A 12553-nucleotide genomic window follows, 5' to 3' on the forward strand; every position below is an offset into this window, starting at 1 on the left:
TGAATGCAGAGGTCAGTAGAAATTTTGCGGGTCAATATCAACGGTCAGCCTGATGTCACCCTTCAGCCGCAGCGGTGCTATCCAACGGGCGATGGCATCCTGAATTGGCGCCCCTTTGGGGGCTTTGACCAGCAGCCGCACCCTGTGTCGCCCGCGGATACGCGCAATGGGCGCAGGCGCTGGACCAAAGACCTGCGCACCGATCTGCCGCAACGGGGCGTCGTTGCGGGCCATGGCGTTGCCGATGTCAAAAACGGGACCGACCTCGGGGCCAGACAGAACGATACCGGCCATGCGTCCATAGGGGGGAACTCCGGCTGCCAACCGCCCGGCCGCTTCGGCTTTCCAGAACCCCTCTTCATCGCCCGACAGGATGGCGCGAATGACGGGATGTTCCGGCTGGAACGTCTGCAACAGCGCCTGTCCGGGCTTATCCGCGCGCCCGGCGCGGCCAGCCACCTGCCGCATCAGCTGGAATGTGCGCTCGGCCGCACGCAAATCCGCCCCATGCAGGCTGAGATCGGCGTCAATGACACCCACCAGTGTCAGTTTCGGAAAATTGTGCCCCTTGGCCACCAGCTGCGTACCAATGACGATATCGGCGTCACCGGCAGCAATCTCTTCGATCTTTGCTTTCAATGCGCGCGCCGATCCAAACAGATCGGATGACAGCATGGCAATATTTGCCTCGGGAAATGTTGCCTCAGCCTCTTCAGCCAGCCGTTCGATCCCTGGCCCGACCGGGGCCAGCTTGCCCTCGACCTGACAGGAGGGGCAGACCTCGGGCATGGGTTTGGTCTCACCGCATTGATGGCACATCAGACGCTTGAGAAACCGGTGTTCAACCATGCGCGCATCGCAGTGATCACAGGCAATCTGCTCGCCACAAGCCCGGCACAGGGTGACCGGCGCATATCCCCGGCGGTTAATAAACAGAAGGGATTGTTCACCCCGCTCGATCCGCTGATGGACGGCCTGCCGCAGCGATGGAGAAATCCACGTCCCCGGCTGCATCTTCTCGGCCCGCATGTCGATGGGCTTCATCTCGGGCAACACCGCATCGCCAAAGCGCGAAGTCAAATCGAGCCGCTCATACTTGCCTGCCTCGGCATTGGCCCAGCTTTCCAGTGACGGCGTCGCACTTGCCAGAATAACGCGCGCGCCGCATATGGCGGACCGCAGCACAGCCATGTCACGGGCGCTGTAATGCACGCCGTCTTCCTGTTTGTACGAGGTGTCATGTTCTTCATCGACCACGACCAACCCAAGATTGCGAAACGGCAGAAACAGGGCCGAGCGCGCGCCGACAACCAGCTGTGCATCGCCCTGCCCCACCATGCGCCAGACTCGGCGGCGTTCGGTCATCGTCGCGCCCGAATGCCACTCTGCCGGGCGCGCGCCGAATCGTGCCTCAACGCGCGTCAGGAATTCGGCGGTCAGGGCAATCTCGGGCAGCAGAACCAGCGCCTGCCGCCCCTGGCGCAACGCTTCGGCGACGGCCTCAAGATAAACCTCGGTCTTGCCCGACCCGGTGACGCCTTTCAGCAAGGTCGTGCCATAATCACCCGTTCGCAGGCCAGATTGCAGGGTTTCCACTGCAGAGGCCTGATCATCGGTCAACGCCTTGCCCGGCAGATCCGGATCCAGATGTGGATAGGGCAGATCGCGCGGGCTGTCTTCTTCGCGAACCGCACCGAGTTTGACCAACCCCTTCACGACTGAAGAGGTCACACCCGCCTGTTCGGCCAGTTCCTTCAGCGTAAAGGCCAACCCGCCGTAGTCGCGCAGCACCTCCAACACACGGGTCCGCGCGTCGGTCACCCTGTCAGGGTCCCTGTCGCCAAGCCGATAGACCTTGCGCATCGAAGGCGGATCGCCCAATCCGGGCGCGCGCGTGGCCAATCGCAACATCGCAGGCATCGGGGTCAGCGTGTAATCGGCGACGCGCCCCAGAAACAGGCGCATCTCTTCGCGCATCGGCGCGACTTCAAGCACCCGGATCACCGAGCGGGCCTTGGCAAGGTCAAAGCCACCCTGCCCCGGCCCCCAGACCACGCCCAAGACCTTGCGCGGGCCCAGCGGCACCTCGACAAAAGCGCCCAGAAAGCACCCGCCCTCGGGCGCCTTATAGTCAAGCGTCCGGTCCAGCGGTTGGGCGGTCAGCACCGCCACCAGCTCACCTTGGTCGAAAAACTCCTGAGTGCTCAATGCATATCCTTGGCAAGGGGTTCCAGCATGGGTCTCTTTGAGGTAAAGCCATCCGCGACCAAGGCCAACCCATCAAAGGACTGCCCGCATGAAATTCTTCGTAGACACAGCCGAGATCGACGCAATCGCCGAACTGAACGATCTGGGCATGGTGGACGGTGTGACCACCAACCCTTCGCTGATCCTGAAATCGGGCCGCGATATTCTGGAAGTGACCAAGGAAATCTGCGATCTGGTCGACGGACCGGTCTCGGCCGAGGTCGTGGCAACCGAAGCCGACGATATGATCGCCGAAGGTCGCAAGCTGGCCAAGATCGCCCCGAATATCGCTGTCAAAGTGCCGCTGACATGGGCGGGCCTGAAAACCTGCAAAACGCTTAGTGACGAAGGCCAGATGGTCAATGTGACCCTCTGTTTCTCGACCAATCAGGCGATTCTGGCCGCCAAAGCCGGCGCAACTTTCATCTCGCCCTTCATCGGGCGTCTGGATGACATCAACCTAGATGGCATGGACCTGATCGCTGATATCCGTCAGGTCTATGACAATTACGGATATGAGACCGAAATCCTCGCAGCCTCGATCCGCACCGTGAACCACGTGACCGACAGCGCCCGCATCGGTGCTGACGTGATCACCGCACCACCCGCCGTGATCAAAAAGCTGGCCGATCATCCGCTGACCGATAAAGGCCTTGAAACCTTCCTGTCCGATTGGGCCAAAACGGGTCAGAAAATCCTCTGATTCTGCGCGAACCCGCGCGGCGCCCCTGGCGCCGCGCTCGGCCCAGCTGCTTTGAATCTGATCTCGGATCAGATCTCTGCAGACCGGAGTTTTCCCGACCACATTCCCCGCGAAATTCAAATTGACGCTCATTTTTCCCGAGGCAGATCCGGCAAGCCGTGCTATAAGGCCGAAAAATAAAAAAGACCGGACAGGACATGAGCAGCAACACCATACTCAAGGACACCTTGCGCGAGGCGATTCTGGCCGAACCAGATGCCATTCTGGATGACAAGGACCTGATGCAGGCCCTCGTCACCGCAAATGAGCAGGCGCGCGGGAATAACGTCATCGACCTGCGCGGCATAGCCATGCAACGGCTCGAGGCCCGGCTGGACCGGCTGGAGGATACGCACCGCTCGGTCATTGCGGCAGCCTATGAAAATCTGGCAGGCACAAATCAGGTTCATCGGGCCATTCTTCGGCTACTTGAACCGGTCGGATTTGAGGAATTCCTGCAAATACTTGGTGCAGATGTGGCTGACATACTGCGTGTCGAACGCATTACGCTGGTTCTTGAAACGACGGCAGTCCAGAAAGACCCGGCAATCTCAAGACTGGCAGGCGTGCTGGCCATCGTCGAACCCGGTTTCGTCGACAACTATCTGACCTTTGACCACAGCGGCCCAGCACGCGAGGTCGTCTTGCGTGAAATCATCCATCCCGCGCACAGGATATTCGGCAGTGATGCGGATCACCTGCGCTCCGAAGCTTGTCTGAGGCTGGATTTGGGCGAAGGCCGCCTGCCTGGCATGATCATCATGAGCGCAAAAGACCCCAGGCACTTTACGCCAAAGCTGGGCACGGATCTTCTGACTTTCTTTGCTGGTGTCTTCGAACGGTCGATGCGCCATTGGCTGTCGTGAGCCTTATTTCTCCGGCTTGTCGTGACGCACTGCAAAACTGGCTTGATGGCCTGGGGGCCTTGTCAGGCCGGTCCGAAAACACGCTGACCGCCTATCGGGGGGATGTGTCCGAATTTCTGTCCTTCATGACACTGCACCATAGCGAAAGCCAGGGGATGGCGGCGATTGCACGGATTACGATCTCGGACATGCGGGCATGGATGGCCGATCAGCGCGCATCCGGCGTTGGCTCGCGCTCGCTTGCGCGCAAACTCTCCGCCGTAAAAACCTTCTACCGTTGGCTTTCGGAGCGTGAAGGGTTTGAGCCGACCGCAGTTCTGTCGACCCGCGCCCCCAAATTTACCCAAAAACTCCCTCGACCCATGGCCGAGGATGCCGCACGTGCGATGATTGAAACGGTCGAGATGCAATCAGCCAGCGACTGGGTTTCTGCCCGCGACGTTGCGGTCGTTACTCTTTTATATGGCTGCGGCTTGCGTATTTCCGAGGCTCTCTCACTGACCGGAGCGGATACCCCTTTGCCCAACTCGCTGCGGATCACCGGCAAGGGCAACAAAGAAAGGATCGTTCCGGTCCTGCCAGTCGCGCAAACAGCTGTAGATCAATATGTAAAGCTGTGCCCCCACACCCAATCCAAGGAGAAGGCGCTGTTTCGCGGGGTTCGCGGAGGCCCCCTGAACCCCCGAGCCATTCAGGGGGTGATGGCCAAAGCGCGCCAGCAGCTTGGGCTGCCCTCCACTGTAACACCCCATGCCATGCGCCACAGTTTCGCGACCCACCTGCTGTCTGCGGGCGGTGATCTACGCACCATTCAGGAATTGCTGGGCCACGCATCGCTGTCCACCACCCAAGCATATACTGCGGTCGACACGGCGCGCCTGATGGAAGTTTACAACCGCACCCACCCAAAAGCCTAAGCAAACGCTATCCACATTGACCGGGCTTTTGGTTTGCATCTGGCCCGCGCATCATTCAAGAGACACCATGACACACAGATTCAAAGCTCTTTCCGTACATCTGTTCACCGCGACCGGCGCCGTATTTGCAATGCTCGCCATGCTGGCCGCCGTCGAAGAGAAATGGAGCCTGATGTATCTGTGGCTGGTCGTCTCGTTCATTGTGGACGGTATCGACGGCCCCTTGGCGCGGCACTATCACGTCAAAAAGAACGCCCCGGAATTTGACGGCGTGCTTTTGGATCTGATCATTGATTACCTGACCTATGTGTTCATCCCGGCCTTTGCCCTGTTCAAATCGGGCTTGATGGACGGCTGGACCGGCTGGTTCGCCATCATTGTCATCACCTTTGCCAGCGCTATGTATTTTGCCGACACTAGGATGAAGACGAAGGACAATTCCTTTTCCGGCTTTCCGGGCTGCTGGAACATGTTCGTCATTGTGATCTTCGCGCTCGAGCCCAATTTCTGGGTTATCCTGCTGCTGGTGACGCTGCTTTCGCTGGCGATGTTCCTGCCATTGAAGTTCATCCACCCAGTGCGCACAGAACGCTGGCGCAATGTGTCATTGCCGATGGCATTTGCCTGGACCTTCTTCGCCGGATGGGCTGCCTGGGTCGATTTCCACCCCGAAAGCTGGGCCCATTGGGGTCTGGTGATCACCAGCTTGTATCTGGTGTTCGCAGGAATTGCCCAGCAGGTGATCCCGCCACGCAAAGCATAAGGTCACAGGACCTCCTGCACCTCGAACTCGGTTCCGTTATGAGCGAACACATCACCCTGTTGCAGGCCGGCCATCGCCAGATAAATCGGGCTTTGGGTTGAGATGCCCATATAGGTTTTGCCGTCCACTTCGAACCGCGTGGTCGAGACGCAGACCACAAAGCGCCGGTTGTTGAACTTGACCACCGCACCCGGTTGCACCCTGTCGGTCAGATCAAAATCCGTATTCTCGATCACATCGATCTTGGCATGATGAGCATGAACCGGCGCATCGAAGGCTGCTGCCAGATCGGCATTCTCACGCGAGGCTGCGATGTCATCCTTGTCATGCCCTTCCCGGTCATCAAGCTGCGAATCTTTCAGGAAAGCGTCGTAATGCGCCTGTGCGGTCGCAAGCTCTTGCTCTTCAAGTGACATAAGGCGGTCGATGATGGCCTTTTTACGAGCTGCCAGGTCTGGTTGATCGGTCATACCATGCGATCCTTTGAAATCTCTATTTGAAACAAATTGGGCATCAACCAGCGGGATTGCAACAGAATTCCGCTTTCTAGATCAGCAGGCCGGCGGCGCGTTCATGGCGCAACAGCGCGACTTTGGTTTCAATCCCGCCATCACCTGAAAACCCGCCCAGCCCGTTTGCGGCCAGCACCCGGTGGCAGGGGATAATCACCGGAATGGGATTGGCGCCACAGGCCTGCCCCACCGGTTGCGGGGGCTGACCGAGCTCCTTCGCGAGATCACCATAAGTTCTGGTTTCGCCCAGCGGAATGGCAAACATCAGGTCGCAAACCTGACGCAGAAATTCCGACCCCTCGACACGGTAAGGCAGATCGAACCTGTCCAACCGCCCCTGATTATAGGCGCGCAGCTGCGCGGCGGCCTCCTGCAACAGGGGCGTGACTTCGCCCTGATTGTCGCCATTCCAGATCAGGCGCGTCACCGCGCCATCTGTTTCTTCAACACCCAAAGTCCCGAAACGGGTCTCAACCGCAATCATTCCCATGCGAACAGGCTGACAGAAACCGCGCGCATCACAACCCGAATTCTGCGGATCCGGATCTTCATCTGGCCAAAAATACCTCGGAGCGCGAGGCAGAGCCTCGCAAAAGACTCCGCCTCTGCCGCAGAACGTCGACTAGTTCAGCGCGTCGTTACAGCGCCCGCACACGCCGTCATGTGCATGGCGCCCCACATCAGGCAGGATTTTCCAGCAGCGCTGACATTTCTCGCCCTCAGCCTTTTCGAACACCACGGCCACGCCTTCGATTTCCGGCACGCGGAACGCCTCGGCCGGGGCCGGATCTCCGGTGACGGTCAAACCGGACGTGATGCACATGTCATCGACGTCAAACGTTGTCAGAAGATCGCGGGTTTCACCATCTTCGACATGCACGATCGGTGCGGCCTCAAGGCTGGAACCGATGACCTTATCCTGTCTCTGAACTTCGAGCGCGGCAGTCACAGCGCGGCGGACCCGGCGGATCTTGGCCATGCCAGCCTCAAGCTCGGTATTGCGCCAGTCGGCAGGCGTCTCCGGGAAGTCCACCAGATGGACCGAGCTGTCGTCACCCGGGAAACGCTCCAGCCAGACCTCTTCCATAGTGAAGACCAGAACTGGGGCCAGCCATGTGGTCAGACGGTGGAACAGTATATCCAGCACGGTGCGCGCGGCACGACGGCGCAGATTGTCGCCGTCGCAATACAGCGCATCCTTGCGGACGTCGAAATAGAAGGACGACAGATCAACGGTTGCAAAGGTGAACACCGCACTGAACACGCCCTGGAAGTCGAAAGACGCATATCCTTTTCGCACCTGTTCATCCAAATCGGCCAGACGGCTGAGCACCCAGCGTTCCAGGCGCGGCATATCCGCAGGGTCCACCCGGTCGGCCTCAGAAAAATCAGCCAGCGAGCCCAGCATGAACCGCATGGTGTTGCGCAACCGACGATAGCTGTCGGCGGTGCCCTTCAGGATTTCAGGTCCGATCCGCTGGTCAGCGGTGTAATCGGTCTGAGCCACCCACAGGCGCAGGATATCGGCACCGTATTGCTTGATGACCTCTTCGGGCACGATGGTGTTTCCCAGCGATTTGGACATCTTGTTGCCCTTGGCATCGAGCGTAAAGCCATGGGTCACCACGTTGCGATAGGGCGCGCGGCCCTTGGTGCCGCAGGCCTGCAGCATGGACGAATGGAACCACCCACGATGCTGGTCGGTGCCTTCCATATATACATCGGCGATGCCGTCCTCGGTGCCGTCCTCACGGTCGCGCAGCACAAAGGCATGGGTCGAGCCCGAATCGAACCAAACATCCAGAACGTCGAACACCTGATCCCAGTCATCCGGGTTATAGTCATTGCCCAGGAAGCGCTCTTTCGCGCCGTCAAGATACCAGCAATCGGCCCCGTCCTGTTCAAACGCTTCTTTGACGCGCGCATTCACGCCAGGGTCGCGCAGCAGAAAATCGGGATCGGTCGGCAAAGCGCCCTTCTTGGTAAAGCAGGTCAACGGTACGCCCCAGGCGCGCTGGCGCGACAGAACCCAGTCTGGCCGGGCCTCGATCATGGAATACAGACGGTTCCGGCCGGTCTGCGGGGTCCATTTCACCAACTCGTCGATCGAACGCAGGGCGCGTTCGCGGATACTATCGCCCATTTCGCCCATGCCGTCGTCCAGTTTGCGGTCGACCGAGGCAAACCATTGCGGCGTGTTGCGATAGATGATCGGAGCCTTCGAGCGCCAGGAATGCGGATAGCTGTGCTTGATCTTTCCGCGCGCCAGCAACCCGCCAACCTCAACCAGCTTATCGATCACGGACTTGTTGGCATCACCCTCACCGCCCTTGCGGGACAGGATGTATTTGCCGCCAAAGAACGGCAGATCAGCGCGGAACGAACCATCGTCCATCACGTTATAGGTGATGACCTGCTCCAGCATGCCAAGATCACGGTAGAGCTCAAATTCCTCCATCCCGTGCGACGGCGCGCAGTGAACAAACCCCGTTCCTTCTGTGTCGGTCACGAACTCAGCCGCGCGGAAGTCACGGATGTCATCCCATTCGCCATTACCGCCCTCGGCTCCTTCAAGAGGGTGCAGAAGCTCAATTTTGTCCAGTTCTTCGGATGTCACATCCCAAAGGCGACGATACATTGAATCGTCAAGTCGAGCTCTCGCAAAAACATCCGAAGCTAAATTGTCCGCTAGGACATAGCGATCACCGGCCTTTGCCCAACTTTCTTCCGGCTGATCAATAACCTCATAGACGCCATAGGAGATATCCTTGCCGTAGACGACTGCTTTGTTTGAAGGGATAGTCCACGGCGTAGTGGTCCAGATAACAACATTCGCATCGTGCAGCTTTTTGAAGGCGGGGTCAGCGGGTGGGACCCCCTCGCCTACCGCTCTAAACCCTGCTCCGGTTTGAACGTCAGACTTAAACTTCACTTTGAACTTCACCCAGATAGTGAAGCTTTCCTTGTCGTGATACTCGACCTCGGCTTCGGCCAGCGCGGTTTTTTCAACCGGCGACCACATGACTGGCTTGGACCCCTGATAGAGCGTTCCGTTCATCAGGAACTTCATGAATTCATCCGCGATCACAGCCTCGGCGTGATAGTCCATGGTGATGTAGGGATCGGCCCAGTTGCCGGTGATGCCCAGACGCTTGAACTCTTCACGCTGGATGTCGATCCAGCCCTCGGCGAACTTGCGGCATTCCTGACGGAAGTCGACAACGTTCACCTCGTCCTTGTTCTTGCCCTTCTTGCGGTACTGTTCCTCGATCTTCCATTCGATCGGCAGACCGTGACAATCCCATCCTGGCACATAGCGCGCGTCGTGGCCCATCATCTGATGGCTGCGCACGATCATGTCTTTGATCGTCTTGTTCAGCGCGTGACCGATATGAAGGTGACCGTTCGCATACGGAGGGCCATCGTGCAGGGTAAAGGGCGTGCGGCCCTGTTTTTCACGCAGGCGGTCATAGACACCGATCTCTTCCCAGCGTTCCAGCCATGCGGGTTCGCGCTTGGGCAGGCCTGCGCGCATGGGGAAATCGGTTTTCGGCAGGTTCAGCGTGTCTTTGTAATCAGGTGTTTGGGTCGTGTCGGCGCACATTGGGGGCGTCCTTTGGATGATCTGGTCGTATTGGGATCGAAGCGGTCGGTGCGAGTTCTCAAACACCTTTGCCCGGCGTCTCAGTGGTCAGAGCGCCGGGGAAATAATTCGAATAATGATGGCCAGACGGGCATACATGGCCGCGCTTATAGGACGCCGACAGCTAATGGTCCAGAGGTTCCGCCCCTTGTGGCGATTGGCGCAGCTTTGCCCAGCGATTCAGCCACGCCAAACCGGCCAGTGCAAGCCCCAGCGCCAGCAGCGAAAAGACCCGGATCAGGCCGCCCAGCCCGGCGATGTCGATCAGAAATACCTTAGCCACGGCCAGTCCGATCACAGCCAGCCCCACTTTGCGCAACAGGTCGGACCGACGGGCCAAAGATTGATAAAACAGCGCCGCGCCTGCAATCAAAAGGGCCAAGGTATAGGTGTAAAGCTCTGGTTGGCTGACCCCAGCCCCGACATACATGCCACCGGGACCCTGCCAGAAATGACGAATAGAAGCACCCAGCCAATATGCTGCAAGCGCACCCGCAAGACCGAAACAGCCCTGCCGCAACCAAACCGGCATCTGTTCAATGCGCCAGGCTGACATGGCAAGGACCCCGGCAGGAAGAAGGTAGGCTATGGCAAGCGTGTTCATCAGCGCAGGCCCCAACACGGGATCACTGTGCACATAAAGAACGGGATTTGCCTCGGTCAGCGCTTGCGCAAGTCGGAACAGGGCATGGGCGGCAAAGAACGTCGCCAGCCCATAGCGGACATAGTTCAACGGCCCGCCCAAATCGAACCGCCGTATCTGTGCCGCCGCCAACAGCAGCCAGATCACCGCCATCAGGCCCAACCCCCAATGGCTATCCTCCATCCCGCCTTGACCGAACCCTTCCAGCCAGCGCAGCAGCAGCAATGACAGCAATATCCCCGCGGTTGCCCAGGCTGCGCTTTCCAGCAGCAAGATTGCGACGGGGCGGTTCAATCCCCGGATCAGGCCCCAGGCGAGAACATATCCAAGGGTGGCGGCGCCATAGACCAACGTCATTTCACTGACCGGCACCGTATTGGCCCAGTACAGGCCCGGGTTCAGGATTAGCCGCACAGTCACCGTGAAGACCCCGGCCCAGATAAACCAACTGAGCTGAGGCAGGTTGAACCGACGATCCAGCGCGGCAGCGGCTACAACGGTCACAACCAGCGCAATCGTCAAGGCGCCAGAACTCAGCACGATGACACAGGCAAATGCAAGGCAGGACAGCGCGGATAACGTGGCCAGCGCAGGACGTATACGTTGTTCACCATCCACGCGCGCATAGCGTTCGGCAAAGACCACCATCAAGGCACCCAGAGCCATTGCGTGCAGCCCCCAGAAATACGCGCCCAAAACCTCGGCCGGGCGCCAAGCGATCTCAAGAGCGATGGCAAGTATCGGTGCGGTTATTACCGCCCCAGCCGCCCAGACCACGCCATAGCGCCCCTGCTGCATCGACCGCCACACCGCCGCAACCGACAGGGCTGCACCCAGTGCCACAAGCAATGTCACGACAAAGGGAAAATCCGCCTCGGGGGTTTCGGCATAGGTCTCAGCAAAACGCTGTGCGACTTTGCCCCGATCCCACCCCTGGAGAAATACGAGCCAGACAAGGCCAACAATCGGGAAAACACTGATGTCCTGAAGCGCCCTCGCCCCGCTTGTCCAAACGATCATCGCAAAGGCCAGACCAGCCAAAAGCGTCAGGCTCAACCAGAACTCACCGGCGGAATCCGGCCAGTGCAGCGCCAGGATGGCCGAGCTGACCGCAACCGCACCGAATGCCAGACGCGTCGGAAACTCGGGCCATGCCTTACCGCTTTGGCGTCGGATCATTTCGCTGACCATCGGGCCGGTGTGATCAGGACAAATTCGCCGGACCGGAATCGCAATAGTGATGAGCGCAAAGGCGGTGATGCAGGTCAGATAGCCCGGCTCTGTCATCGGTTCCGACAGGACCAGCAGCAGACACGAAGAATAACCTCCGACCAGTGTCAGAACCGAAATCCACGCCCATCGGCGGACGGTGTCTATGCCCAGGCCCAGAACCGTTATGGTCAGGAAGTAGCCATATAACCAGGTCGGATCATCCGAAGAGTCACCGACCAAGAATGGGGAGGCAAAGGCACCTGTCAGTCCGACAGCTGCCAATAGCGGACCATGGAACCAGCCCAAAACCAACCCGACAGATGCAACGCCAATCATGGCGACAAGCGCAAATTCAGGGCCGATCAAGCCATATAGTTGCCGCGCCGCCAGAACGCCGCCAAACAGTGTGACCAGCCCCGCGCCTGAGAACACCGAGGGCAAATAGGCGCTCGCGGAGTCCACGCCATCGCCATAGCGCCTGCGAATGACCTCTCCGCTGACAATCAGCGCCGCGCCAAACAGCAATGCGGCAACGACACGTGCCGACGGCGGCAGCAACCCGTTCTCGACGCCGTATTGCACCAAGAAAATCCCCGCAAGTGCCAGCGACAGTGCCGAAACGACATAGAACCAGTTTTCCTGCAGCCATTCCTGCAGCAACGCGAAACGGTCAGAGCTGAAAACCAGTGCTTCTTGAGGAGATTGCGGGGGGATTGGCTGTTCGGTCTCAGGTTGGTCGGCTATCGGCCACACTGGAGGCGCTTTGGTCGGAATATCCTGCGCCTTGGGCTCGGGCTCTGTCGCGGGTTCTGGTTCAGTATTGGTGCCTTGTTTCAGTGACAGGATGTCCGCCTCTAACCGGACGACCCGCCGCCGCAACCGAACCTGACTGACAAGCAGCAGCACAATGGTCAAAGGAATAGCCAGCGCAACCAACGCAAGAAGGACCAGAAGGGATTCCAACCTGTTTCTCCTATCAAATTCTCTGCAGGCTAACCTGATGCATCA

At 59.0% G+C, this 12553-nt stretch carries 9 protein-coding genes; 4 read left to right on the forward strand and 5 right to left on the reverse strand.

Annotation, left to right across the window (positions count from 1 at the left end):
- Positions 1-12 precede the first annotated feature (12 nt).
- On the reverse strand, positions 13-2208 hold the full coding sequence (locus AC2FH9_RS03105; protein WP_496690473.1) for a primosomal protein N': 2196 nt from the start codon (positions 2206-2208) through the stop codon (positions 13-15).
- Positions 2209-2296: 88 nt separating this feature from the next.
- Here AC2FH9_RS03105 and fsa point away from each other — a divergent pair, with 88 nt between their 5' ends.
- The 4 genes from fsa to AC2FH9_RS03125 all read left to right on the forward strand — a co-directional run bounded on the left by fsa (position 2297) and on the right by AC2FH9_RS03125 (position 5535).
- Positions 2297-2950 carry a fructose-6-phosphate aldolase gene (gene fsa / locus AC2FH9_RS03110; protein ID WP_142640163.1) on the forward strand — a complete coding sequence of 218 codons (654 nt, stop codon included), beginning with the start codon at positions 2297-2299 and terminating at the stop codon, positions 2948-2950.
- A gap of 197 nt (positions 2951-3147) precedes the next feature.
- Entirely contained in the window at positions 3148-3855 is a 708-nt protein-coding gene (locus tag AC2FH9_RS03115) for a DUF484 family protein (protein WP_142640161.1), read from the forward strand.
- Positions 3852-4772, forward strand: a complete 921-nt coding sequence (locus AC2FH9_RS03120) for a tyrosine recombinase XerC (protein WP_496870731.1) — start codon at positions 3852-3854, stop codon at positions 4770-4772. The genes AC2FH9_RS03115 and AC2FH9_RS03120 overlap by 4 nt, the downstream gene beginning before the upstream one ends.
- 67 nt (positions 4773-4839) lie before the next feature.
- Positions 4840-5535 (forward strand): CDP-alcohol phosphatidyltransferase family protein, encoded by a 696-nt coding sequence (locus tag AC2FH9_RS03125; protein ID WP_271952286.1) that lies wholly within the window; start codon positions 4840-4842, stop codon positions 5533-5535.
- 2 nt (positions 5536-5537) lie between these two features.
- Here the strand turns inward: AC2FH9_RS03125 and AC2FH9_RS03130 are convergent, their stop codons facing one another.
- The 4 genes from AC2FH9_RS03130 to AC2FH9_RS03145 form a co-directional block, all read right to left on the reverse strand.
- Positions 5538-6005, reverse strand: coding sequence for a GreA/GreB family elongation factor (locus AC2FH9_RS03130; RefSeq protein ID WP_142640155.1), 468 nt, complete (start codon positions 6003-6005; stop codon positions 5538-5540).
- 76 nt (positions 6006-6081) lie between these two features.
- Positions 6082-6537, reverse strand: a complete 456-nt coding sequence (locus tag AC2FH9_RS03135; RefSeq protein ID WP_496749185.1) for a methylated-DNA--[protein]-cysteine S-methyltransferase — start codon at positions 6535-6537, stop codon at positions 6082-6084.
- A gap of 132 nt (positions 6538-6669) precedes the next feature.
- Complete coding sequence (gene ileS, locus AC2FH9_RS03140) at positions 6670-9651, reverse strand: isoleucine--tRNA ligase (RefSeq protein ID WP_496870734.1); 2982 nt, start codon at positions 9649-9651, stop codon at positions 6670-6672.
- Between the two features lie 163 nt (positions 9652-9814).
- Positions 9815-12508, reverse strand: coding sequence for a DUF2339 domain-containing protein (locus AC2FH9_RS03145; protein WP_496870736.1), 2694 nt, complete (start codon positions 12506-12508; stop codon positions 9815-9817).
- Positions 12509-12553: the final 45 nt, after the last annotated feature.

The organism is Ruegeria sp. CDSC081 (assembly GCF_059610485.1).